This is a genomic window from Clostridium drakei, from assembly GCF_000633595.2.
GTDB lineage: Bacteria > Bacillota > Clostridia > Clostridiales > Clostridiaceae > Clostridium_AM > Clostridium_AM drakei.
Map to the genome: position 1 here is coordinate 73,257 of NZ_JIBU02000019.1, position 26,177 is coordinate 99,433.

Annotated in this window: 19 protein-coding genes and 1 pseudogene; 18 read left to right on the forward strand and 2 right to left on the reverse strand. The window is 28.2% G+C overall.

The window, feature by feature from the left end:
* The 13 genes from EG57_RS0210285 (at window position 1) to EG57_RS0210345 (ending at window position 15,909) form a co-directional block, all read left to right on the forward strand.
* Window positions 1-1,002: a glycosyltransferase family 2 protein gene (locus EG57_RS0210285; protein WP_032077135.1), complete on the forward strand. Its 1,002-nt coding sequence runs from the start codon at window positions 1-3 to the stop codon at window positions 1,000-1,002.
* Between the two features lie 26 nt (window positions 1,003-1,028).
* Window positions 1,029-2,402: an O-antigen polymerase gene (locus EG57_RS0210290; protein ID WP_052037824.1), complete on the forward strand. Its 1,374-nt coding sequence runs from the start codon at window positions 1,029-1,031 to the stop codon at window positions 2,400-2,402.
* Between the two features lie 79 nt (window positions 2,403-2,481).
* Entirely contained in the window at window positions 2,482-3,492 is a 1,011-nt protein-coding gene (locus tag EG57_RS0210295) for an acyltransferase family protein (protein ID WP_029163629.1), read from the forward strand.
* A gap of 16 nt (window positions 3,493-3,508) precedes the next feature.
* Window positions 3,509-5,050 (forward strand): murein biosynthesis integral membrane protein MurJ, encoded by a 1,542-nt coding sequence (gene murJ, locus EG57_RS0210300; protein ID WP_032077136.1) that lies wholly within the window; start codon window positions 3,509-3,511, stop codon window positions 5,048-5,050.
* A gap of 27 nt (window positions 5,051-5,077) precedes the next feature.
* Window positions 5,078-6,280: a sugar ABC transporter substrate-binding protein gene (locus EG57_RS0210305; RefSeq protein WP_032077137.1), complete on the forward strand. Its 1,203-nt coding sequence runs from the start codon at window positions 5,078-5,080 to the stop codon at window positions 6,278-6,280.
* Window positions 6,281-6,391: 111 nt separating this feature from the next.
* Window positions 6,392-7,708: a nucleotide sugar dehydrogenase gene (locus EG57_RS0210310; RefSeq protein WP_032077138.1), complete on the forward strand. Its 1,317-nt coding sequence runs from the start codon at window positions 6,392-6,394 to the stop codon at window positions 7,706-7,708.
* 93 nt (window positions 7,709-7,801) lie between these two features.
* Window positions 7,802-8,911: a Gfo/Idh/MocA family protein gene (locus EG57_RS0210315; protein WP_032077139.1), complete on the forward strand. Its 1,110-nt coding sequence runs from the start codon at window positions 7,802-7,804 to the stop codon at window positions 8,909-8,911.
* 22 nt (window positions 8,912-8,933) lie between these two features.
* Window positions 8,934-9,677, forward strand: coding sequence for an acyltransferase (locus tag EG57_RS0210320; protein WP_029956066.1), 744 nt, complete (start codon window positions 8,934-8,936; stop codon window positions 9,675-9,677).
* A 26-nt stretch (window positions 9,678-9,703) separates the two neighbouring features.
* Window positions 9,704-10,756: a non-hydrolyzing UDP-N-acetylglucosamine 2-epimerase gene (wecB, locus tag EG57_RS0210325; protein ID WP_032077140.1), complete on the forward strand. Its 1,053-nt coding sequence runs from the start codon at window positions 9,704-9,706 to the stop codon at window positions 10,754-10,756.
* Window positions 10,757-10,858: 102 nt separating this feature from the next.
* Window positions 10,859-12,121: an O-antigen ligase family protein gene (locus EG57_RS0210330; protein WP_032077141.1), complete on the forward strand. Its 1,263-nt coding sequence runs from the start codon at window positions 10,859-10,861 to the stop codon at window positions 12,119-12,121.
* 18 nt (window positions 12,122-12,139) lie between these two features.
* Window positions 12,140-13,267 carry a glycosyltransferase family 4 protein gene (locus EG57_RS0210335; protein ID WP_032077208.1) on the forward strand — a complete coding sequence of 376 codons (1,128 nt, stop codon included), beginning with the start codon at window positions 12,140-12,142 and terminating at the stop codon, window positions 13,265-13,267.
* Window positions 13,257-14,822: a murein biosynthesis integral membrane protein MurJ gene (murJ, locus tag EG57_RS0210340; RefSeq protein WP_032077142.1), complete on the forward strand. Its 1,566-nt coding sequence runs from the start codon at window positions 13,257-13,259 to the stop codon at window positions 14,820-14,822. The genes EG57_RS0210335 and murJ (EG57_RS0210340) overlap by 11 nt, the downstream gene beginning before the upstream one ends.
* Window positions 14,823-14,934: 112 nt before the next feature.
* Window positions 14,935-15,909 carry an acyltransferase gene (locus EG57_RS0210345; RefSeq protein WP_052037826.1) on the forward strand — a complete coding sequence of 325 codons (975 nt, stop codon included), beginning with the start codon at window positions 14,935-14,937 and terminating at the stop codon, window positions 15,907-15,909.
* A 463-nt stretch (window positions 15,910-16,372) separates the two neighbouring features.
* On the opposite strand, the pseudogene EG57_RS26270 reads toward EG57_RS0210345, so the two are convergent.
* Window positions 16,373-16,699, reverse strand: a pseudogene (locus tag EG57_RS26270) (C40 family peptidase); the annotation flags it as partial.
* 399 nt (window positions 16,700-17,098) lie between these two features.
* Between EG57_RS26270 and EG57_RS0210355 the strand changes: the two are divergent.
* The 5 genes from EG57_RS0210355 to EG57_RS0210375 all read left to right on the forward strand — a co-directional run bounded on the left by EG57_RS0210355 (window position 17,099) and on the right by EG57_RS0210375 (window position 21,449).
* Complete coding sequence (locus EG57_RS0210355) at window positions 17,099-17,329, forward strand: hypothetical protein (RefSeq protein ID WP_032077143.1); 231 nt, start codon at window positions 17,099-17,101, stop codon at window positions 17,327-17,329.
* Window positions 17,330-17,893: 564 nt separating this feature from the next.
* A complete protein-coding gene (locus EG57_RS0210360; protein ID WP_200880541.1) occupies window positions 17,894-18,541 on the forward strand; it encodes a sugar transferase in 648 nt (215 codons plus the stop codon).
* 40 nt (window positions 18,542-18,581) lie between these two features.
* On the forward strand, window positions 18,582-19,919 hold the full coding sequence (locus EG57_RS0210365) for a D-glucuronyl C5-epimerase family protein (RefSeq protein WP_052037830.1): 1,338 nt from the start codon (window positions 18,582-18,584) through the stop codon (window positions 19,917-19,919).
* A gap of 151 nt (window positions 19,920-20,070) precedes the next feature.
* Complete coding sequence (locus EG57_RS0210370) at window positions 20,071-20,784, forward strand: WecB/TagA/CpsF family glycosyltransferase (protein ID WP_032077145.1); 714 nt, start codon at window positions 20,071-20,073, stop codon at window positions 20,782-20,784.
* Between the two features lie 104 nt (window positions 20,785-20,888).
* Window positions 20,889-21,449 carry a nitroreductase family protein gene (locus EG57_RS0210375; RefSeq protein ID WP_032077146.1) on the forward strand — a complete coding sequence of 187 codons (561 nt, stop codon included), beginning with the start codon at window positions 20,889-20,891 and terminating at the stop codon, window positions 21,447-21,449.
* A 115-nt stretch (window positions 21,450-21,564) separates the two neighbouring features.
* Here the strand turns inward: EG57_RS0210375 and gltB are convergent, their stop codons facing one another.
* Window positions 21,565-26,049, reverse strand: coding sequence for a glutamate synthase large subunit (gene gltB / locus EG57_RS0210380; RefSeq protein WP_032077147.1), 4,485 nt, complete (start codon window positions 26,047-26,049; stop codon window positions 21,565-21,567).
* Window positions 26,050-26,177 lie beyond the last annotated feature (128 nt).

A 26,177-nucleotide genomic window follows, 5' to 3' on the forward strand; every position in this document is an offset into this window, starting at 1 on the left:
ATGGATTGTAATAATACAGTTTCTGTAATAATACCAGTATTTAATGAAGAAAAATACATAGAAAGTTGTTTAAACTCAATATTGAATCAAAGTTATGATAATGTTATAGAAATACTAATAATGGATGGTATGTCAAATGATAATACCAGAAAAATAATTAGTAATTTTCAAGATGAAAGAATAATTGTAGTTGATAATAAGAAGAAACTACAGGCAGCAGGGTTAAATTTAGGAATTAAAGTAGCAAAAGGAGAAATAATAGTAAGAATTGATGCGCATGCTTCATATGATGAAAAATATATTGAACAGTGTGTAAAAAATCTAAACAACTTAAAAAATGAAAATGTTGTTAATGTTGGTGGCCCAACATATTTAGTTACATCAGGTAAATATATAGAAGATAGCATAATATTCTTGCATGAGAGTAAATTTGGTATTGGAGTGGCTAAGTTTAGGCAAAAAGACTATGAAGGTTTTGCAGATACAGTATGGAATGGAGCTTTTTGGAAGTGGGTATTTGATAAGGTTGGATTTTATAATGAACAACTTCATAGAAGTGAAGATAATGATATGAATAATAGAATTATAAAAAGTGGTTATAAAATTTATCAAAGTAAAAATATAATAGCGTATTATAAACCTAGAAGCAGCATAAAAAAATTATTACAACAAAATTATGCAAATGGAAAAGCTATAGGAAATTCAATAATAAATAATAGGGAAATTATAAGAATAAGACATTTAGTACCACTTATTTTTATGTTGACAATAGTTTTTTTTGGAATATTGTTCAAATTTTCTTATCTAAGCAGAATAATAGAAATCATAGCACTTGGGAGTTATTTTACTGTTGATATTATTGAATGTTTAAGAATAAGTTTAAAACAAGGAATACGATATGTACCAATTCTATTTGTTTTATTCTTTGAACTACATATATGTTATGGATTTGGAACTTTAATAGGATTTTTTGAGCAATTGTTTCAAAAAAATAAATCCTAACTAACTAGAAAGATTGGAGAAACAAAATGAAACAATTTTGTGAAAAAACATGGGATATTTTTAACAGTGATAGAAAACAAAGCAAGTTGATATCATTAATTTTTTATATATTATTTGTGTTAATTTTATGTGTAGGGTATTATTTTGCCTCAAAACCTTATTTATCATTTAATTTTTTTATAAATTCTGGAGAATTTATAAGAGTCATTCAAATTTTACCAGCTCTTGTTTTAATAATATCTGCATGCATATTTTTTATACCAGATAGAATTGAAGGACTAACTCATTTATATTGGATGCTATTTACATTATTAAGTGCTATTCCAATTTTAGTTGTATATGTGTTTAGTGGAATTGCTTATAATAAAAATGTATTGATATACATTTATTCTATTGAAATTTTATGTGTATTAGGTATGTATTTAGTTTTTAAATTTGACATAAAATTTCCTAATTTAAGTTTACGTAAAAAATATTTTTGGATGTTCATAATACTATTTATAATTGTTGCATATGGATATTTATTTGTAACCTTAGGATTACCTAAGAATATTAAATTAGCTTTTACAGGTGATTATTATACTGTGCGTTTAAATTATAGAAATTCTGTAAGTCGTTTTGGTGATTACTTTGTACAATGGATGGGAAATGTGGCTAATCCTTTTTTATTAACTTATTTTATATATAAGAAAAAGTATAAATTTATGGCAATACCTATTTTTTTAGAAGTCATACTTTATATTTATACTGCATATAAAAGTTTATTTCTTATTCTTATTTTAGCACCTTTTTTCGGATTGGTGTTGAACAAAGGTATAAATAAAAGCTTTATTCAAAAGTCTATAGTAGGAGTTGCATTAATAGCACTGGTAGATGGAATTATATCTGTGGGAAAACAATTTCATATGTTTAATTCCAAACCTTTATCGTTACTTAATCATTACCCAAGTTATTATTGGGCGTATTTACCAATCATGGTGAGAGCATTTTTATGGCCGTCATTAATTGCTTTAGAATATTATGATTTCTTTTGGATGTATCCAAAGGTAAAATTATCTCATAGTATTTTATCACACTTTTTTAGTAATGCATATAAAATGGAGCCTTCGCTTTATTTAGGAGCACTTTATTATGGAAAACCAGAAATGAGACTAAATGTTACATGGTATGGTGATGCATATATGAATTTTGGAATTATTGGTATGATAGTGTTTGCATTGATACTTTATTTTATATTATTTGCAATAAAATATGTGGAAAAGAAAAATGTATGTTTGGTAGCATCACTACTTTTTGGTGGAATAGTTACATTATTTAATGGACCATTATTGACTACATTACTTACTGGTGGATTAGGAATAGGTTTGTTTTTGGCTTATTTATTACCAGAGGATATATGACATAATGGTTTTTTGGGGGGATTGACTTATTAATAAGTTCCCCTTTTTTATTATATAAGAGGATTACGGGGTGAATGTAATGAAAAAGTACTATAAGAATATGGATATAGTTAGAGGATTAGGAATTTTCCTTGTAGTTTTGGGACATTCTTTTCCAGATGATAAATTTAATAATAACAGTTTTTATGAATACATATATAAATTTATTTATTCATTTCATATGCCATTATTCTTTATAATATCTGGTTTCTTTGCTTATAAAATATATAATATATTGGATTTATCTCAATATAAAAAATTTATATTAAATAAAGCTAGAAGACTAATGGTGCCATACTTTGCGGTATCATTATTGGCTATTCCTATAAAATTATATATGAATATATATGCAGCTAGGCCTATGGATCCTAAAAACTTGATTTTGGATTTAATAATATATCCAGCAGGAAATGGTACGATAAATCATACTGGAACACCAATACAATATTTTTGGTTTATATATACTTTATTTTTCTTATTTGCTGCTGCACCACTATTAACTAAGATTCCTATAAAATTTGCTTTATTGATAACATTTATTTTAAATATTGTAACTCCAAAAGGAATGTATGTATTTTATATATGGGGAGTAATACACTACTTATTTTATTTTTATATAGGTTTATATTTTAAAGTAATTTATGATAAGTATGTTGAATTTAAATATAAAAAACCTTTAATCCTTTTTACATTAATACTACTTATAATAATAAATCTACAGCAAGCACCAGCTAAGTATTATGCTTTATATAGTTTAAGTACAGCTTTAATTGGCAGTGTGTTGTTTATAAATATTTCATATATAATTGTAAACAATAAAATAGGTGAACTATTTAAAGCTATTGGAAATTACAGCTATGATATATATCTATTTTCTTGGTTTTTCCAAACAGGAGCTAGAGTAGTGCTTTTTCAAATGTTAAAATTAGATTATACTTTAGTGACTGTAATTATGATTTTTGTAGGATTTTTACCAATTATATTATCTAACTTAATACTAAAAAAGATACCTATATTAGATAAAATTTTACTAGGAAATACAAGAATATAGAATTTTGGAGGAAAGTATGAGTAAAAAAACACTTGCAAAAGCAGCAGTAATAATAATGGTAGTTTCTCTTATAAGTAAAGTAATTGGATTTTTTAGAGATATCTTAATTAGCAGTGCTTTTGGGGCGACTGGTACAACAGATGCATATACTATATCTTTGACCATACCTAATATCTTATTTGGATTATTTGGATTAGCTATAACCACTACATTTATACCTATTTTAACAGAGACATATATAGAAAACGGAAAAGAAAAGATGTTTGAGTTTGCAAATTCAATAATGAATATTTTAATGATTGTATCTTTAGTACTTTGTTTTTTGGGCTGGATTTTTACACCAGAGGTAGTAAAAGTTGCAGCAGCTAATTTTACTGGACCTAAACATACATTAGCGGTATATTTAACAAAAATAAGTATGATAAATATACTTTTCTTAAGTTTAAATAGTGGATATACAGCAATACTTCAAGCGTTAGATGACTTTATTGCACCAGCTTTAGTTGGTATAGTAGCTAATGTACCGATTATAGCTTATATACTAATGGGAAATAAATATGGAATTGTAGGTTTAACGGTTGTAACAATAATAGGTTATGGATTACAAATATTAATTCAGATGCCTTGGTTAAAGAAGAATGGTTATAAGTACAGCTTTAAAATAAACTTTAAAGATGAAAGAATAAAAAAAATGCTTTTCCTCATAGCGCCAGTTATAATTGGTACAGGGGTTAATCAAATTAATGAACTAATTCAAAAAAGTTTAGCCTCAGGGCTGCCAGATGGAAGTATATATGCATTAGATTTATCAAATAAACTAAATCAATTAATTTATTTTACATTTGCATCAGCTATAGTTACAGTAATTTATCCTTCTTTAACAAGAGCGGGAAAATTAACTGGATATGAAGATTTTAAAAAACACATAACCAATGCAGTGAATAACATTAATTTAGTTACAATACCAGCTTGCGTTGGATTGTTAGTTTTAAGAGTACCTATAATAAGTGCAATGTTTATGCGAGGAGCATTTAATGAAAGAGGAGTTAGAATGACTTCTGTAGCGCTTTTATATTTGGTTTCGGGTCTAATATTTTGGGGCATTAGGGATGTATTTAACAGGGCATTTTATGCTATACAGGATACCAAAACCCCTATGATAAATGGGGCTATTGGAGTAATAGTAAGTGCTATATCTAGTGTGTTTTTAGTTAAGGTTATGGGAATTGGTGGACTTACTTTAGCTACAACTATATCTGCACTTGTAAGTTGTATACTTTTAATAATTGACCTAAAGAAGAAAATTGGAAGTATAAATGGTATGGAGATGGTTGTAACTAGTTCTAAAATATTTATAGCCTCAGGGGTTATGGGAATAGTTATATACATTATAAATCATTATTTAAAATATTCATTAACGGGTACTAAAGGCCAACTTATTATAATTATATTATGTGCAGTTGTAGGAATTCTTATATATATAGCTATGCTTTTAATTTTGAGAGTAAAAGAGCTTATGACTATATTTAATTTATTAAAATCAAAAATTAAAAGGTAGTATCTTACGGAAGAAAGGAATTTTTTCATGAAAAAATATTATAAAATTGTAGGATTAACTTTATCTATAGTACTGATTTCATTAAATTTTGCTGGATGCACAAATTTACAAAGTAAAGATAGTGATGAGATAACAGTTTGGTGTAATTTATCTAATTATGAAGTTTTGGAAGTTGATGCTGTGGCGCAAAAATGGGCAAAGGAAAATAAAAAGAAAGTTAAAGTATATTCAGATAAAGGTGATAATAGAGCATTTATAGCAGCAGCAAAGTCTAATATGGAGCCAGATATTCAATTTGGAGTTTCGCATGACAAAATGGATAAGTTAAACCATGAAAAACTTTTAGCAGAGCTTCCAAAAGGATTTTTAGATGAAAGTAAGTATACAAAATCATCTTTAAGCACAGTTACTTTTGATAAAAAATTGTATGGCGTACCTATATCAGTAGAGACTTATGCATTGTATTATAATAAAGATAAAGTAAAAAAATTGCCTCAAACTCTAGAGGAATTGATTTCACAAGGAAAAGAGTTAGGTTTCGAATATGATATAAATAATTTTTATTTAAGTTTTCCATTTATACAAGTCAATGGTGGATATATATTTAAGAATAACAATGGTAAATATGATATTAGAGATATAGGATTAAATAATGAAGGTGCTGTTAAAGGATATTCTATAATTCAAGATATGGTACAGAAATATAACTTGATGCCCAGTGATATTGATGGTATAACAGCAAGAAACAAATTTAAGGAAGGTAAAATTGCCTTTTATTTTAGTGCATCTTCAGATATAAGTGATATTAATACTTCTAATGTTAATTATGCTGTAACGAAACTTCCTACTTATAATGGAAAACAAATGAATACTTTTGTTTCCTGTAAAGATGCTTTTGTAACAAGCAAAGCTAAGGATAATAAAGAAGTATGGAATTTATTAAAATATTTAATAGAAAAAACGCCAGAACCATTATATAAAACAGTAGGTAGATTGCCTGCTTTAAATCTTGACAATAGTATATCAGAAGTAAAGAACAATGATAAAGTCAAAATGTTTGTTAAACAGGCGGAATATGGTGAAGTGATACCAAATGTCACAGAAATACAAGCACTACAAGATAGTAATAAAATTTTTACACTCCTTACATCAGGTAAAATATCAGCAAAAGAGTGTGGAAATGAGATAGAGAATAAAATAAAAAAATTTATAGAAAAAGAAAAACAATAATAAATTAAACACTACAAACAAAAGATGACAAAAAAAAATTGATGTATTATAATGTAAATTGTGTATGATATAAATTAGTGTAAATGGTGAATTTAATCTAGGAGGTAACAAATGTCACAATTAAGAGATGAATTAATATTAAAATTAAAAAACAAAACAGCTAAACTTGGTGTTGTAGGATTAGGTTATGTAGGACTTCCTCTTGCAGTTGAAAAAGCTAAAGCTGGATATAATGTCATAGGATTTGATGTTCAAGATAAAAAAGTAGAAATGGTTAATAAAGGCGAAAACTATATAGGTGATATAGTAGATGCGGATTTAAAAAAATTAGTAGAAGATGGAAAGTTAAAAGCTACTACAGATTTCAGCTTTGTAAAAAATGTAGATGCTGTTTCAATAGCAGTACCAACACCATTAGATTTATACAAACAGCCAGATTTATCTTATGTTGTAAATTCGGCTAAAAGTGTTGCAAAATATTTACATAGAGGAATGCTTATAGTCCTTGAAAGCACAACATATCCAGGAACTACTGATGAAGTGTTAAAACCAATTTTAGAAGAAAGTGGACTAAAGTGCGGAAAAGATTTCTTCTTAGCATTTTCACCAGAGAGAGTTGATCCAGGTAATAAGCAATATAAAACTAAAAATACTCCAAAGGTAGTTGGCGGTTGTACAGTAGAATGTACTGAAGTAGCTGCTACTCTTTATAGAAATGTTTTACAAGGAGAAGTTTTTACAGTATCTTCACCGGCTGTAGCTGAGATGGAAAAAATACTTGAAAATACTTTTAGAAATATAAATATAGGCCTTGCAAATGAAATGGCTATATTATGTAATAGAATGGGAATAGATATATGGGAAGTAATAGAGGCTGCTAAGACTAAGCCATATGGATTTATGGCATTTTATCCAGGTCCAGGACTTGGTGGTCACTGCATACCACTAGATCCATTTTATTTGTCGTGGAAAGCTAAAGAATTTGATTTCCATACTAAACTAATAGAAGCATCAGGAGATATAAATGATTCTATGCCAGCTTTTGTAGTGGATAATGCAATGAAGCTTTTAAATACTCAAAAGAAAGCAATGAATGGTGCTAATGTATTATTATTAGGTGTAGCATATAAAAATGATATTGATGATATGAGAGAATCACCAGCTCTTAAAGTTATAGAACACTTAGAAAAGAATGGTGCTAATGTAATAATAAATGATCCATATATTCCCAAATTTAAACATAATGGAAAAGAATATGTTTCAGTAGGTTGGGAAGAAGCAATAAAAACCGCTGATATTGTAATTATAACTACAAATCACAGTTGTTATGATTATGAAACAATAGTTGAAAAAGCTAAGTTGCTTTATGATACAAGAAATGCTACAAAAGATGTAAAGAATAATAGACAAAAAATTAATAAGCTATAAATAATATTTTCGGAAGGTAATAGCCTTCCGAAAATATTATTTAAGCGATAGTTTAAATTATTAATGTAAATAAAAAATCAGGAGTGATGGAGTATGAAAACAATGAAGTTTGCAATTATAGGATGTGGAAGAATATCGTATAAGCATGTAGAAGCATTAATTGCTAATAAAGAAGAAGCTATTTTAGTGGCTGCTTGTGATATTATAAAAGAAAAGGCAGAAGAAAAAAAGCAAGAATATATAGCAAAGTCAGCAAATGATGTTAAAGTATCTGTATATACAGATTATAAAGAAATGCTTGAAAAAGAAGAAATAGATGTAGTAACTGTAGCTACAGAAAGTGGATATCATCCAGAAATAGTTATGTACTGTATGAATAAGAAGAAGCATGTTATAGTTGAAAAACCAATGGCTTTATCTATAGAAGATGCTGATAATATGATAAAATGTGCAAGAGAAAATAATGTTAAATTGTGTGTAAGTCACCAGAATAGATTTAATGTACCAATACAACAATTAAGAAAAGCTGTAGAAGAAAATAGATTTGGTAGACTTGTTAATGGAACTGCAAGAATACTTTGGAATAGAAATATGGGATATTATACTCAAGCTCCATGGAGAGGTACATGGGAACTTGATGGTGGTACTTTAATGAATCAGTGTATACATAATATAGATCTATTGCAGTGGATGATGGGTGGAGAAATTGATACTGTATATGCACAGTGTGATACATTTTTAAGAGATATAGAAGCAGAGGATTTTGGAGCAATAATTATAAGATTTAAAAATGGAGCTATAGGAATAATAGAAGGAAGTGCTTGTGTATATCCAAAGAATTTGGAAGAAACTTTAAGCATATTTGGAGAAAAAGGAACTGTAGCTATAGGTGGTCTTGCTGTAAATAAAATAGAAACTTGGAGATTTGAAGATAACAAAGATAATGAGGATGAAATATTAAAAGCTCAAGGTGCTGATCCAGATTCTGTTTATGGATTTGGACATAATCCATTATTTAAAGACATGATAGATGCCATAAATAATGATAGGGATCCTCTTGTAAGTGGTGAAGAAGGTAAAAAGGGTATGTCTATAATTCTTGCTGCATATAAATCAAGACTTACAGGAATGCCTGTTAAATTCCCAATGGAAAGTTTTTCAACTATGGAAATGGTGAATGTGGAAAAACTACACAGAAAATAGTATTTTAGAATGGAGAATAAAAATGGAAAACTATATATCAGATAAAGCTAAAATAGGTTCTAATGTGAACCTTGGTAGATTTGTAGTAATAGAAGATGACGTTATTTTGGGTGAAAACTGTATTATAGGGCATAATGTGATAATACATAAAGGTAGTAGGGTAGGAAATAATGTTAGAATAGATGATAATACAGTAGTAGGAAAACAACCTATGAGAGCCGTAAACAGTATATTTAAAGATGAAAAGGAATTTCCAGGAGCGAAAATAGGAGAAGGATGCTTAATAGGAGCAGGAGTTATAGTTTACTGCGGATGTGAGATAGGAGAAAAGACCCTTATTGCAGATTTAGCTACTGTAAGAGAAAATGTAACTATAGGAAGTAAGACTATAATAGGAAGAGGAGTTGCTGTTGAAAACTTCTGTAAGGTTGGTTCGAATTGTAAATTAGAAACAAATGTTTATTTAACAGCATATTCTGAAGTTGAAGATAATGTATTTATAGCACCTGGAGTAGTAACTTCAAATGACAACTTTGCAGCTCGTTCAAAGGAAAGGTACAATCATTTTAAGGGAGTTACTGTTAAGAAGGGTGGAAGGATTGGAGCTCAAGCTACAATATTGCCTGGAAAAATTATAAATGAAGATGCTTTTGTAGCTGCAGGAAGTGTAGTAACAAAAGATGTACAAAAGGAAATTATAGTTGCAGGAAATCCAGCTAAAGAGTTGAGAAAAGTTCCAGAAGATCAGCTACTTAAGAATCAATAAATAATGTATTATTAGGGAGGAAGCTTATGAAGATATTAACTGTTGTTGGAGCAAGACCACAGTTCATAAAAGCTGCTGCTGTTTCAAATATTATAAGAAAAGAGCATCAAGAAATACTTGTTCATACTGGACAACATTATGATGAAAATATGTCTAAAGTTTTTTTTGATGAGCTAAAAATACCAAAGCCAGATTATAATTTAGAAGTTGGTTCTGGTAATCATGGACATCAAACAGGTACTATGCTTATTAAACTTGAAGAAATATATCAAAAAGAAAATCCTGACTTAGTATTAGTCTATGGCGATACTAACTCTACATTAGCAGGGGCACTATGTGCAAGCAAGCTTTTAATTCCAGTAGCACATATAGAAGCAGGACTTAGAAGTTTTAATAAGAATATGCCAGAAGAACAAAATAGAATATTAACGGATCATATTTCTAAATATTTATTTGTTCCTACAATATCAGCTGTAAATAACTTAAATAATGAAGGAATTAAAAATAGTGTATATAATGTTGGTGATGTAATGTTTGATGCTGTTCTTAATTTTAAAAAATTAGCAAAGCAAAAAGATATGATTTTGGATCAAATAGGTGTTGAAAAAGATAAATTTATTTTAACAACTATACATAGAGCAGAAAATACCAATGATATAAATAGACTTAAAAATATAGTTCAAGCTCTAAATGAATGTGGTAAGAATGTAGTATTACCTCTTCATCCTAGAACTAAAAAGTATATGTCTGATTATGGATTATCATTTAATAAAAATATAAAAGTTATAGAACCAATAGGATATTTAGAAATGATAAATCTTGAAATGAATTCGGAAAAAATAGTAACCGATAGTGGAGGAGTTCAAAAAGAAGCTTTCTTTATGAAAAAACCATGCATAACAATGAGAGATGAAACAGAATGGGTTGAAACTGTTGAGAACGGATGGAATAGAGTTGTAGGAACGGATAAATCAAAGATATTAGATAATATTATAAATTTCTATCCTCAGAATGACCAAGAGGAAATATTTGGAGATGGCCATGCGGCTGAAAAAATATTAGAGGTATTAAATTTATAATTTTGAAATAAGGTATTTATTATCACAAAAACAGAAACTTTAAAATTAGGGTTTTGTTTTTGTGTTTATTTTTAATATAAATTGTTTGAGAGGAGAAAGATAGTGTTCTTAGATATATTATTATATTGTTTAATGAGTTTATATATTATACTGTTACCGCTTATGCCTAATAAGGTAAATTTAATAGGAAAATCAATATCTCCAGCAGATGCAATTTTATCTGTGATAGTATTAATCTATTTATTAAAACTATTTCTGTGCAGAGACAGTAGAAAAAAGTTTGTTTTTGGTATAAAGGATTTTTTTTCAAATTATTTGACTATATTTATGTCAATATTAGCTTTGATAATGTTATTTTCTATAAGTTATGCTACAGAAAAGGGTTTAGCGCTAAGTGAAACTATAAGATTTATAACCTACATAATTATATTTTTTATTATAAAATATGAAAATAAAAGTAAAGGGTATTTAAAAATTTTGATAAATTCATACATATGCAGTGTTTTTATAACTTCTCTATTTGGTATATATCAATATTTTACAGGGTTTGCATTAAATAAGAAGTTTATTGAAAATTATGGATATGCAAAAATTAAAATAGCGGCTAATATGGATAATCCTAATAATTTAGGGGCGTTTCTTGTATTAGCTATATTTCCAGTATTAATGATAGCTATATATGAAAAAAATAAATTAAAAAAAGCAGCATACGTAAGTTTAACAACTTTAATGCTAATTGATATTGCACTTACTGGATCACGTAATGCTATAGTTGGAATTATTGTTGGTGTCGTTGTTCTTGCTGTTTTATACAGCTTTAGATTATTTATTCTTTTAGGATTCTTAGGTATTATAGCTTTATTTGTACCTCAAGTTAGAGAAAGACTACTAGCAATAACAGATAAAACACAAAACGAGTCAAGAACTTATTTATGGGAGATAGCTAAAAAGATGATAAAGGATCATCCTTTATTTGGAGTTGGAAATGGGAATTATGTAAGTTTACACGATAAATATACAGAAATATATCCTCAATTTAAATTCTATGGAGAAAGTAGATGGCCGTGTCATAATTCTTACTTAAAAATAGAAAGTGAACTTGGAATAATTGGAGGAATTTCTTTTTTAGGCATTTTAATAACTTCATTATTAAGAGTTAAAAAGTTTATTACCAATGTTAAAGATGAATATTTTAAATTTTTTTATACAGGTTTTTTAGCATCTATGATAGCCTTTTATGTTATGAATTTAGTTGATAATTTGTTTTTTGTACCTAAAACTACAGCTTATTTTTGGATATTGTTAGCGATATGTGAAGCAGGAATATTTCATATGGAACATAATGATAATACGATTAATATTTAATTATTGGAGGTGAGCATAATTAAAGTACTTCAAATAATATCTGGTAACGATAGTGGTGGTGGTGGAAATCACGTTTTAAATTTAAGTTTATATTCTAAAAATAAGTTTAAGTGTATTATAGGAACTATAGGTGATGGTTATGTATATGAAAATGCAAAGAAATTAGGCATAGATGTAGTTAACTTTACGAGCAAATCTGCTTATGATGGAACAATAATAAAATATGTTAAGAAAAACAATATAGATATAATAAATTTTCATGGAGCAAAAGCTTTTTTTATGCATTGCTTTTTAAAAAATAAACTTTTGATTCCATGTACTGCAACTGTTCATAGTGATTATAAAAAGGATTTTATAAATAGTAAGATTAAACATATGATTTTTACACCTTTAAGTATTATGGGACTTAAGAGTTTTAATTATTATATATGTGTATCTAAATATATTAGTAGTCTACTTGAAAAAGACAATTTTAGTGGTAAAAAGTTTGTAGTTAATAATGGAATAGATTTTGAGAGTATAAAAGTTACTGAAAATAGATCTATCATAAGAGAAAAATACAATGTAGATGAAAAAAGTTTTGTTTATGTTAATGTTGCAAGAATGCATCCAATTAAAAATCATTTAAATCTTATTGAAGCTTTTAATAAATTAAGGACAGAAGTAAATGATGTAAAACTTATATTAGTAGGAGATGGTGTTTTACAAGACATTATTAAGGAAAAAGTTAAGACTTTAAAGTTAGATAATTATGTTAAGTTCACAGGTTTTTCTTCTAATGCAATAAATTTTGTGAATGCATCTGATATAAGTATTTTAACTTCCTTTAGTGAAGGTGGTTCACCACCTTTAGTAGTATTAGAAAGTGGAGCAGTAAAAAAAGCATTTATATGTTCTGATATAGGAGATATAAAAGAAACTATAAATGAAGAAAGAGGATTTTTAGTAGATCCTAATTCTGTTGAAGACATATATAGTAAAATGAAAGAGGCTTATGACAATAAGGAAAAATTAAATGCTATGGGAGAATGTCTATACAATTTTATTAAGGATAAATATTCTATTAATAGATTTTGTGATAAATATTATAAAGCTTATGAAGAAATGCTTAGGATAAATAGTTGGAGTGAAGATAATGGCAAGTAAGAAGGTTATAAAAAGTTCAATTATAGTGATGATACTAATAATATTAGGAAAGGTTCTAGCATTAATAAGAGATTCATTAATTGCAGCAAAATTTGGAGTAACATATGTTACAGATATATATAATTTTGCTTTAGGAATAGTGTATTTACTTACTACTATAAGTTATGGATTAACTACTACATTTATACCATTACATACTGAACAGTTACAGAAAAGTAATGAAGAACATAAGAATAGGTTTGTAAATAATGTTATAAATGTATCTTCAATAATCACCATAATTATTACAGTTTTATTAATAATATTTGCTAAGGATATAATTTATATATTTGGACATGGACTTAGTAAGGATTCTAAAGTATTTGCGTCTTCAATACAAGTAACAAGAATAATGATGTTATCATTAGTTTTTATAAGTCTTCAAAGTGTTGTTACAGGAGTATTGCAAAGTCACAAAGAATTTTACGAACCGGCTGCTATGGCTATGGTTTCAAATATAGTTTATGTAATATATTTGATATTTTTTGCAGTTGAATTTGGAATAAAAGGTTTTGCAATAGCTACGGTTATAGGATTTTTTATGCAATTTTTAATAAATATACCTAAATATAAGAAGTTAGGATATGGTTATAAATTAGTTATAAAGTTTAAAGATCCAGAATTAATTAATATGTTAAAATTGATGATACCTATTATTATAAGTACGTCTGTAGTACAATTAAATCTTTTTATAAACAGATCTTTTGCTACAAATATATATGGTGGGGCAGTTACAGTATTAGATTTTGCTAACAAAATAAATACACTAGCTTATGAAGTTTTTGCTATAGGAATAGCTATGATTGTTTATCCAACGTTATCAGAACTTGCTGTTAAAGAGGACAAAACTGAATATAAGAATTCATTAAGTCAGGCAATTAACATAATAATGATTATACTGATACCTGCAGCAATAGCTATTGCAGTATTAAGAGAACCTCTTATTACAATAATTTTTAAAAGAGGAGCTTTTAATAATGAAGCATTAAAATTAACAGCAAATGCACTATTATTTTATTGTCCAGCAATGATTGCTTATGGTATAAGAGATGTTTTAAACAAAGCATTTTATTCTATTAAGGATAGTAAAACACCTATGGTAAATAGTTTTATAGGAATAGTACTAAATATAATTATAAATTTAATAGTTATAAAGTATATGAAGGTTTCAGGACTTACATTAGCAATTACTATATCGGCTAGTGTAACAACAATTATGATGATTTGGAATTTACATAAAAAATTAGATGGCATTAAACTTAAAAGTATGTGGAATAGTTTTTTAAAAATAACTTTTTGTTCATCTGTTATGGGATTAGTATTATTTATTATAAATAAAGTAAGTCAATTAACCATGGGAACAGGAATGAAGGGAAGTTTAATATCTATTCTTGTTTCATTTTTAGTGGGAATGCTTGTGTATATAACATGTATATATTTTGCTAATATAAAAGAGTTTAAATATTTGTTAGAGTATTTTAATGCAAAAAGGAATCGTGTTAATAATAAATTATAGTTAATTTTAATATAAGATAATTATGTTATTAATATCATAATATGTTAGTTGGACGTTTTACTATATACATAAGAAAGGAATGATAAGAATTATTAATAAACGTGTTTTGCAAATGGATATTATAAGAGCAATATCTATCCTTGCAGTAGTTTTGATACATGTTTCTGCTTTGATAATATATAGAAGCGGTTTTGACTCTAATATGTGTAAGCTATCTATAATTATTAATCAAATTTCTAGATTTTCTGTACCAGCATTTATATTAATTTCTGGAATAGGACTTACTTTAAGTTTTAAGGAAGATGAAGGTTATTTCAAATTTATTAAACATAGGTTTAATAAAATCATACCTAGTTATATTTTATGGTGTGTAATATATACATATTATACAACTAGAAGTTTTGAAATTAACAATTTAATTAATAGTATAATTCATGGAAGTGCATTTTATCACTTATATTATATTCCTCTAATAATAGAATTTTATCTTGTATATCCATTTATACATAGAGTTATAGGAACAAAATGGGGGCTTTTAATAAGTTTTTTGCTTACATTTGGAATAATAGTATTTACGCGTTATTATACAATGTCAAATGAAATTAAATGGTTTCTTGATAAAAAAAATTTATTAGACTGGATTTTTTACTTTTCATTTGGTGCTTTTATAGCAAAGAATATGGAAAGGTGTTTAATATTGACTAAAAAATATAGAAATTTAATTGTTATTTTATTTTTAATATCAACTTATATAGTAGTAAATGATTGTATGAGTAGTCTTAAACTAGGAAAAGATATAGAATATGCAGTTAATTTTATGAGACCATCTGTATTTATATATTCTGTGTTTATGATACTTTTTATTTTTAGCATACAATGGGAAAAAAATATTTTTTTAAATATAATAAATTATATTTCAAAAAGTTCTTATTCAATATATTTATCACATGCTATTATATTAGATTATTTAGTAATATATTACTCAAAAAATTCACTATCATTAGTAAGTGCAGCATTTGTAATTAAAGCATTTTTTGCAGCAGTAATTGGTTCCATGCTTATAAATGAGGGTAAAAAATATTTATAAAATTTATCATAAAAAGACGTAGCTAAAAAGCCACGTCTTTTTTATTTTATAATTTAGCAAGAATTGCAGTCCAATCTTTTTCTCTGATAACACCATCTGCTCCTTGAGCACTCCATATTCCAGCTTTTACTTGCCATGCTTTAGCTGCTTGCTCTGTTTGTGCATCAAATACACCTGTTCTTGGTGAACCTATCCACCATTGAAAATAACGTGTTGCAACAGGATTAGATGACCAACCACGTCCAATAGTAGGTTTATGAGTAATGTTATTTAATGCATCAACTACAGAACTGTCAACGTTGGAACCAGAAGGTAAACCTACAATACTTCTAAATTGATAAATTGCACTTTGAGTTTGAGAATCTATTGTTCCAGTAACATAACTTTGTCCTAAATTTAAGCAATGTACTCGTTGTAAATCATGTTGAATTGAACAGATATATTCATAAGAATATGGGTTAACTAATCTTCTTCCACCACTAAAGTCAGATTCTAATGATGAAATTTTTACTACATCTCCTGTATGTGGAGCATGAATCATGTTTCCATTACCTACATATATTCCAACATGATGTGCTGGGGAACCAAAAAACACTAAATCACCTGGTTGAAGATCACTTCTAGATACATATGTACCCTCACTTTGTTGATCTGATGCTATCCTTGGTAAAGTTATTCCAAAATGCGCATAAACATAGCAAGTAAATCCTGAACAGTCAAATCCTTCTGAAGGTGAATTTCCTCCCCAAGCATAAGGTGTTCCTATAAAGTTCTCTGCATAATTTACAATGTCATTTCCAGTAGCAGCTTGTACTTTATTAAAAGAAGCTCCACTGAAAACAATCATTGCTGCTAAGAATAAGAAAATTTGAATTTTTTTAAGTATCTTCATAATGTACATACCTCCATAAAATTTATTATATTATTTTTGTAACACACTTGTATAAATTGGCTTTTATAGTCATACAAAACGTTTCCTTGAAAGCTTGTCTACATACTTTCTTTTATATCTTTACAAGCTTTTTGAATTTTTTATATCTAATTTGATATGGTATTTTTAAATTATACAAGTATTTACAATTAAAACGTTTATGTATATAATATAACATAAATGTTATATTATTGCAATATATGTGTTTTAAGGATAAAATGTTATAAATTTAATTGTAGAAAATTAGGGGGAATTATTTTGAATTTGAAATTGCTTAACAAAAAATCTATTTGGCTTATTATTATCTTTGCCATTACTTTTACAATAGCTATAAGAATAAACGAAGTAAAAGCAAGTGCCAGTAACATATATTATGTTTCAACTAATGGTAATGATAGTAATCAAGGAACTATAAGTAGTCCATTTAGAACAATAAAGAAGGGGATATGGAAGGATTGTCAAAAACGTTATAGATTATTCAATAACTAAAGGTAAGGCTGGAATGTATACATCATATTATGCTAGATGGGATAACTTCAAGGTGTCACCAAGAAATTAATAAGGCAAACCACCTAAAGCATATTGGAATGATAATAGTGGTAAAAGTGGACCTAAAACACTATAATGAATGAATGAAGGTACTTCTTAAGAGGTACCTATTTTAATTTAAAAACAAAATTTATAGGTAAAGAATAAAGGGTACATTACTATATGATAAAAGGAAGAATGTTTTTGTATTGTTTTAGAATTATAACAGAGCAAAAAAATATAGTCTTGAAAATCTATAATTACTTGGAAATATAGAAACAGAAAAACTTATAAGTGGTACAATAAAAATAGCTAAAACAGTAAAAGATAAAAATTTTTAAAATTATGTTAAAAGGTATAAAAATATAATAATGATAGAACTCATTTCGAAATTTATATGGTAAATAAGAGATTATAAATTTTCATGTGTTTATCCGTGATATTTCTTAAAAATATTGTAAATTTTTGTTGTGTATGATATATTATATATTTGTAGATTAATTATTAAGGAGGCTTTTATTGAGAATGGAAAATATAAAAATAGATATACAGAAACACATAAAAGATAAAAAATTTCAATTTTTTCTTAAGCGAATATTAGATATAGTTTTATCATTGATAGGAATAATAGTGTTATCTCCTATATTTATATTACTTACTATATGGATTAAATTGGACTCAGAAGGGCCAGCTATTTTTAAACAGGTTAGAGTGGGCAAAGATGCGGAGGAATTTACTATATATAAATTTAGAACTATGGTTGTAAATGCAGAAAAAAAAAGAGAATTAGATATAGACCCAACTAATTTGGAGAATTTTGTTTTTCAAAGTAGAAGCGATAACAGAATCACTAAATCAGGAGCTTTTTTAAGAAAAACAAGCTTAGATGAAATTCCACAATTGTTTAATGTTTTCTTTGGAAATATGAGTTTGGTAGGTCCTAGACCAGAAATACCAGATGTAGTCAGATTTTATCCAGAAGCTTATAGACAAAGGCTTTTAGTGCCTCCTGGCATAACGGGTTTAGCACAGATAAGTGGAAGAGGAGAAATTGAGTTAGGAAAAACAGTATATTATGATTTAACATATATAAAAGAATTTTCAATATGGGAAGATATAAAAATTTTATTTAAAACTATATTTTCAGTTTTTAAAAAAGAAGGTGCATTTTAATTTGTGATATTGTAAAGGTAATTTAGACAAGGAGGTTTTAATGAAACACTTAAAAAAAATCATATATATCATTTGTTTTATTGCAGTTTTTTCATTAAAAGGTGCTTATGTGCATGCTTATGAAAATTCTGCAGATGAGTATTATAAGTTAATATGTGAATGTTCTTATTCAGAACCTTATAAAGCAATAAAGATTCTTTCAGAAGCACATGAACTGTATCCAAAAGATGAAAGATTTATTCAAGAATTAAACAATAGAGCTAAGGTAATATTGAGTTGGAGTAAAGGAAGTCAACTTAATGGAAAGTTTGATGGAGCTATATATGGATATAATATAATAATAAAAACAAATGATATATCACAGATTATAAAAGATGAAGCAAATGTTTGTATGATACTTTCAAAAAGAGGAGAAAAGACTATAAATGGCAGAATTAATTTGCCACAACAATTTGATTCAGTAGAAAATTATCAAAATGAATATGCGAAATCGGGATATGAATATCAAAGAATAGGATGTTATAATACATTTGGAAATTACTTGTATATAGAAAATGTTTCAAGTTATTCAACTGAAAATGATATTTTATTCGATGGTATGGGTTTTCCTATGTTAAAGTATTCAGGTAAGTTTTATTACAATCCAATTACTATAGAGCAATATACCCTTAGTTCATACAATAGATATTTAAATGCACAAGATGAAAATAAAGTATATTTAAAAAATCAATTTTTAAATGGGGCAAATTGGATTATAAATAATATTGATGAAGATGGAGCATTAAGGTATGAATTTAATTACAAGCATTATTTGTGTGATGAAGAATTTAAACCAGGATGGGTATCAGCCATGGCTCAAGGTCAAGCACTAAGTGTATTATCAAGAGCTTACCATTTAACAGGTGATAAAAAGTATATTAATGCAGGAAATAATATATTTAAATTTTTAACCACTAATATATCAAATGGTGGTGTTATGGATAATTTAGGTGGATTAGATGAGTCACTGAAAGATTATATATTCTTTCAATTGTATGTAACAAAACCTCAATCATATACGTTAAATGGGCATATGTATACGTTGATAGGGATATATGACTGGTCTAATTTAGATGCAAATAAGGAAGTTCAAGAAAAGGCTAAGTTTTATTTTGAACAAGGGTTAAAAACTTTGAAATACATACTTCCATATTATGATATAGGAGGATTTGTGACTTACGATTTGGGGTATTTGACTAAGCCTGGAATAAAACCTACAGTTAATTTAAGTTATTATGGATGCCATATTACATTACTTGATGCTTTGTATGAAATAACAAAGGATAAAACTTTTGGAGATTATGCTTATTTGTGGAATCATTATGTAGAAAAATATTAATTAAATGTTTGAATTTAGAAAATTGAGTAGGTAAATATGCCTGCTTAATTTTTTTAAAAAGAAAGAATTGAGATTAATGTCTATAAGGCATCTGAAAGGAAGTAATGAGCTTAAAGATGGTAAGGTAAAATATTGATTTTGGAGGAATGCTATGTTTACTAGGATATTAAAGTATAATGTCTTTAATGGAACGATAAAAGAACTTATGAGGTATGTGGAGCAGTTTGAAAAGGTTAATATAATATCAGGGAATCCAGAAGTTTTATATAATGGTCTTAATGAACCTTTGTTATTTGAGAACTTTACTAGCAACAGGGCTATAATAATTCCAGATGGTATTGGAACTGTACTGGCTTCTAAAGTTGTAAAAAATCCTGTAAAGGAAAAAATTGCAGGTATAGAGCTCATGGAAGAAATAGTAAAAAAATGCGAAAGAGAAGGTAAAAGTATATATTTAATTGGTGCTAAACAAGAAATATTGGATGCGTGTATGGAGAAACTTCAAAGTAAATATACTAAATTAAATATAAGTGGTAGTCATAATGGATATTTTGATTTAAATAATTGTAATGATTTAATAGATGATATTAAAGCTAGAAAACCATATGCATTATTCATCGCTATGGGATCACCAAGACAGGATGTATTCATTATAAAAAATATGGAAGAATTGCCTTGCAAGGTTTTTATGGGTGTTGGTGGAAGTTTTGATGTATTTGCAGGCAAAGTAAAAAGAGCACCTAATTGGATGATAAAGTTAGGATTAGAATGGTTATATAGGGTAGCTAAGGAACCTTTTAGAGTCAAGAGGCTTGGTTCAATACCTAAATTTTTATTGGAAGTTATTAAATATAAAAGCAAATAGTTAGCATATATTAGCAGATGAAGCAATCCACTAAATGTAAGTAATAACTTATGAATAATGTATATGTTATTTACACAAGCTATATTTAAAGGAGTGTGGAGTTTATGCAATTTTATGATGTTATAAAAAATAGAACTAGTATAAAAGAATTTAAAAGTACTACTATAGACAGAGATAAAATAGATAGAATGATTAATGCAGCAATGATGTCTCCTTCATGGAAGAATTCCTCATGCTATAAATTTATTATTGTGGAAGACAAGGATAAAAAGGATATTATAGCTAATGCTGTAAGAAATGAAACTGATGAAGCTGGAAAGGCTATTAAAGAAGCACCAATAGCAGCAGTAGTAGTAGCTGATCCTGATAAGTCAGGTGAAGTGGATGGAAAGCAATATTATCTAGTAGATGGAGCTATTGCTATGGAGCATTTTATTCTTGCAGCTACTGAGGAAGGCTATGGTACTTGCTGGATAGCAGCCTTGGATGAAGATATAGTAAGACGTGCACTAAGCATACCTGAAAAATATAGAATTGTTGGAATTACACCTGTAGGAGAAATAAAACAAGAAAAAGGTCATTATGCTGCAAAAAGTGCTGGAGAATACGTGTTTAGGGATTCATGGAATGAAGCTTATGTAGGAAATAGTAAAGTTTTACATTAAATAAGATAAGAGTTGCATGATTTATAATATAATAATAGTTATAAAAAATTAGAACAGCATTTGCTGTTCTAATTTTTGGATATCATATAAAACATTTTATTAAAATGAAGGATAACTATTTATTGTGTACTTGAACAAGTTCTTTTAAATTTAATTGTTTTTCATAAATAGGGGATGTTACCTTTAAAAATTTCTTTAAATAAGCTTCAAAATTTTCAAGGACATCTTTAGCTTTTTGACTATTAGTAAATTGATAATGCTCATTTATAAGATCCTTTAACTTACTTATATCTCTAGAACTATTAACTGGTGTTGCTTCTACGGTTTTTCCATTACATTTATCTATAAAGTCACTTTTTTCATCTAAAACGTAGGCTATTCCTCCACTCATTCCAGCTCCAAAGTTTCTTCCTGTAGGTCCTAAAATAACTACGGTTCCACCAGTCATATACTCACAGCCATGATTACCAATACCTTCTACTACAGCTTCAGCTCCACTATTTCTTACACAAAATCTTTGACCTACTTTTCCATGAATAAATGCTTTACCAGAGGTTGCCCCATAAAGTATGGTATTGCCTGCAATAACATTTTCTCTAGGATCAAAAGAAGAATTTGCATGAGGAATTAATACAATTTTTCCACCAGAGAGACCTTTTCCTACGTAATCATTGGCATCTCCATTAAGAATTAGTGTTACACCCTTAACGAGAAAGGCACCAAAGCTTTGGCCTGCAGAACCTTGTAAATTGATTGCAATTGTGTTATCAGGTAACCCCTTATTGCCATATTTTCTTGCAATTTCTCCACTTAGCATAGCGCCAACAGTTCTATCTGTGTTTTTAATACTGAAAACATGAACAATTTTAATACCATTTTCTAAAGCTGGTTTTGACATTTCAATTAATTTTTTGTCTAGTACTTCATTTATTTTATGATCTTGAGCAATTACATGTTTTCCTATGATACTTGATGGAAGCTCAGGTTTGTATAATATTTGATTTAAATCTAAATTTTTTAGTTTACCTTCAAGTGGTTTTTCAACATCAAGAATATCTACTCGTCCAATCATTTCATTTAGTGATTTAAAGCCTAATTTAGCCATTAACTCTCTTGCTTCTTGAGCGATAAAAGTTAAATAATTAATTAAATGATCAGGAGTACCTTTAAATTTTTTACGAAGTTCAGGATCTTGGGTTGCAATTCCAGCAGGACATCTATTTAAATTACATTGTTTGCACATTATACATCCAAGGGATATAAGGGCAGTTGTAGCGAAACCATATTCTTCTGCTCCAAGCAAGGCAGCAATAATAACATCGCGACCTGATTTCAATTTTCCATCTACTTGAATAGTAACTCTACTTCTTAAATTATTTAACAATAATGTTTGTTGAACTTCTGCAAGACCTAATTCCCATGGTAGTCCTACATATTTCATAGAACTTATTGGAGAAGCACCTGTACCACCATCATGGCCACTGACCATAATTACGTCGGCATGCCCCTTAGCTACTCCAGCAGCAACAGTTCCAATACCAATTTCAGATACTAATTTCACTCCAATTCTTGCAGTTGGATTTACATTTTTTAAATCAAATATTAATTGAGCTAAATCCTCTATAGAATATATATCATGATGAGGTGGAGGAGATATTAAATCTATGCCTGAAATTGAATGACGAACTCTAGCAATTTCATTTGTTACTTTACTTCCAGGTAGATGGCCTCCCTCACCAGGTTTTGCGCCTTGTGCCATTTTAATTTGAAGTTCATTGCAGTTTACGAGGTAATTTGTAGTTACCCCAAATCTTGCTGAAGCAACCTGCTTTACTGAACTTTTAGCATCATCTCCATTAGGTTTTAATGTATACCTATCGGAATTTTCTCCACCTTCTCCTGAGTTGCTAGTAGCTCCAATTTTATTCATAGCAATGGCTATAGTTTCATGAGCCTCTTTACTTAAAGAACCAAAGGACATACCAGAGATTGTAAAATGTTTCAAAATACTTTCTATAGATTCAACTTCTTCTAAAGATATACTTTTTCTGTTTTTAAATTTTAGTAGTCCTCTTATAGTTATTGCTTCATCTACTTTTTCGTTTACATCTTTACAATAATCCTTATAGAGAGTAAAATCTTTATTTTTAGATAATTTTCTAAGTTTTTTTACCACTATAGGATTTAAAATGTGATGTGTATTTTTACTTAAATCATAGCTGTTTTCGCATGGAGAAGAGTGCCTTTGTATAACATCGTTTGCAATATCTTCTAATTCAATACATGAAATTCTTGTAGGAGTATGAGGGAAATATTTATTTATTACATTTTCACTTAATCCTATGCATTGAAATATTTGAGCACCATTATAACTCTGCAATGTAGAAATACCTACTCTTGAAATAATTTTTAATAAACCTGAAGAAATTGCATTGCAGTAGTTTTTAAAACCTTCTTGTATGCTGCTTATATTTTTTATATATTTTTTATTCTCTATCATGTTAGAAATAGTGTAATATACCATATAAGGATTAATAGCTTTTGCTCCATAACCTATTAGAAGAGCCATATGCATTACATCTCTAGCATCTCCAGTTTCAACTATTAAGTCAGCTGAAGTCCTTAATTTCTTTTCTATAAGATAAGCATTAACAGCACTTAGAGCTAACAAACTTGGAATTGGAGCATAGTATAAATTAATGGTTCTGTCACTTAATATTAAAATGTTATAGCCCTTTAAAATACTTTCTTCAGCACGCTTACATAGATAAGTAAGAGCTTCTTCTAATCCATCCTTACGATCTGTTTCAAAAATAATTGGCAGTGTAATTGCTTTTAAATCATCCTCATCAAGATGCTTAATGTCCTCCAGTTGACTATTAGAAAGTATAGGATGTTTAAGTTCAATATATTTTTTATCTGTTTCTGTTTCAACTTCGTCAACAATTCTTCCATGAGTTCCAATATATTGAGTTAAAGACATTACCATAGATTCTCTTATAGGATCTATAGGTGGGTTAGTAACTTGAGCAAAGGCTTGTTTAAAATAATTAAATATAAGTTGTGGTCTATTAGACAATACTGCAAGGGGAATGTCCATTCCCATGGATCCAATAGGCTCTTTGCCATTATCAATCATACAAGCGATTACTTTTCTTAATTCTTCTTCAGTATATCCAAATACCTTTTGCTTTAATAGTAGAGTTTCTGTTCTTATGGATTTAGTTTCACAGTTTTGTCTTATATTATCAAGTGTTAGTTTATTTCGTTTAATCCATTCAGTAAAAGGTTTTGACTTATATGCTGATTGCTTAATTTCTTCATCAGAAATAATTTTTTGTTTTGATGTATCAATTAAAAATATTTTACCTGGTTCTACAAGACCTTTTTCTTTTATAGAGTTATAATCAATATCCACTACACCAGTTTCTGATGACATAATAACTAGGTCATCTTTTGTTATAACATAACGAGCTGGTCTCAATCCGTTTCTATCTAGTATTACACCTGATTTGATACCATCAGTAAAAGCAATAGTTGCAGGACCATCCCAAGGTTCCATTAATCTAGCATGATATTCATAAAAAGATCTTTTATCTGTGTTCATTGAAAAGTCTTTTTGCCATGCTTCAGGAATAAGCATCATCAGTGAATATTCTAAAGAATATCCATTTTCAATAAATAGCTCTAAAGCATTATCAAGTGATGCAGAGTCGCTTCCGCCAGGTTCAATAACAGGTAAAGTTTTTTTAAAATTCTCACCAAAACTTTTAGAGTACATAACTCCTTCTCTAGCATTCATCTTATTAATATTCCCACGTATAGTATTGATTTCACCATTATGAGCTATATATCTAAAAGGCTGTGCAAGTTGCCATGATGGGAAAGTATTAGTGCTATATCTTTCATGAACTATGGCAATTGCAGTTTTTACTTCGCTATTTTGTAAATCCAAATAAAAATCTTCTAATCTATATCCTAGTATTAATCCTTTATATACTATTGTTCTATGTGATAAACTGCAAATATAAAAACTTTCTGTATTTGTTCTTTTAGAATTGTTAATTAAATTTTGTATTTGTTTCCTTATTATTAAAAGTTGTTGTCGAAACACTTTATCAGGTTGATTGTTTCTATCTACAAATACCTGCATAATCACAGGTCTGGTAGCTTTGGCAGATTCGCCACAAGCATCTTCATTTATAGGAACTTCTCTCCAGCCTAGTAATTTTTGATTTTCAGTTCTTAATACTTTTTCAAAAATTCCTTGACAAAAAAGCCTTACATTTGGTTCTCTAGGTAAAAAAATCATTCCAACAGCATAATCTCCTGTTGTAGGAAGTTGAATTTTATATTTTTTAACCTCTTCTTTAAAAAAATCGTGAGGTATTTGAATAGTAATACCTGAACCATCTCCAGTATTGGCGTCGGCCCCAACGGCGCCTCTATGCTTTAGGTTCTTTAGTATTTGAAGACCTTGTTTAAGTATAGAATGTGATTTAATGCCTTTTATATTTGTAATAAAGCCAACACCACAGCTATCCTTTTCCATAGCAGCATCATATAATCCTTGTTTTTCTGGAAAATTATTCTTATTCATAGTAAATAAATGCCCCCTTGTAATATTTGTGTATAAGCAGCACGCACAATTGAATAATTTCGTTCTGCTAATTTCATTTTTCAGACTAAATGAGTGTTGGTAATTATTTTATCATAGATGAATATCCA

What these genes read in the sequence shown, in the direction of transcription:
- EG57_RS0210285 (WP_032077135.1), top strand. Translation starts at nt 1, where the DNA reads ATGGATTGTAATAATACAGTTTCTGTAATAATACCAGTATTTAATGAA.
- EG57_RS0210290 (WP_052037824.1), top strand. Translation starts at nt 1,029, where the DNA reads ATGAAACAATTTTGTGAAAAAACATGGGATATTTTTAACAGTGATAGA.
- EG57_RS0210295 (WP_029163629.1), top strand. Translation starts at nt 2,482, where the DNA reads ATGAAAAAGTACTATAAGAATATGGATATAGTTAGAGGATTAGGAATT.
- murJ (WP_032077136.1), top strand. Translation starts at nt 3,509, where the DNA reads ATGAGTAAAAAAACACTTGCAAAAGCAGCAGTAATAATAATGGTAGTT.
- EG57_RS0210305 (WP_032077137.1), top strand. Translation starts at nt 5,078, where the DNA reads ATGAAAAAATATTATAAAATTGTAGGATTAACTTTATCTATAGTACTG.
- EG57_RS0210310 (WP_032077138.1), top strand. Translation starts at nt 6,392, where the DNA reads ATGTCACAATTAAGAGATGAATTAATATTAAAATTAAAAAACAAAACA.
- EG57_RS0210315 (WP_032077139.1), top strand. Translation starts at nt 7,802, where the DNA reads ATGAAAACAATGAAGTTTGCAATTATAGGATGTGGAAGAATATCGTAT.
- EG57_RS0210320 (WP_029956066.1), top strand. Translation starts at nt 8,934, where the DNA reads ATGGAAAACTATATATCAGATAAAGCTAAAATAGGTTCTAATGTGAAC.
- wecB (WP_032077140.1), top strand. Translation starts at nt 9,704, where the DNA reads ATGAAGATATTAACTGTTGTTGGAGCAAGACCACAGTTCATAAAAGCT.
- murJ (WP_032077142.1), top strand. Translation starts at nt 13,257, where the DNA reads ATGGCAAGTAAGAAGGTTATAAAAAGTTCAATTATAGTGATGATACTA.
- EG57_RS0210345 (WP_052037826.1), top strand. Translation starts at nt 14,935, where the DNA reads ATGGATATTATAAGAGCAATATCTATCCTTGCAGTAGTTTTGATACAT.
- EG57_RS0210360 (WP_200880541.1), top strand. Translation starts at nt 17,894, where the DNA reads ATGGAAAATATAAAAATAGATATACAGAAACACATAAAAGATAAAAAA.
- EG57_RS0210365 (WP_052037830.1), top strand. Translation starts at nt 18,582, where the DNA reads ATGAAACACTTAAAAAAAATCATATATATCATTTGTTTTATTGCAGTT.
- EG57_RS0210370 (WP_032077145.1), top strand. Translation starts at nt 20,071, where the DNA reads ATGTTTACTAGGATATTAAAGTATAATGTCTTTAATGGAACGATAAAA.
- EG57_RS0210375 (WP_032077146.1), top strand. Translation starts at nt 20,889, where the DNA reads ATGCAATTTTATGATGTTATAAAAAATAGAACTAGTATAAAAGAATTT.
- gltB (WP_032077147.1), bottom strand. Translation starts at nt 26,049, where the DNA reads ATGAATAAGAATAATTTTCCAGAAAAACAAGGATTATATGATGCTGCT.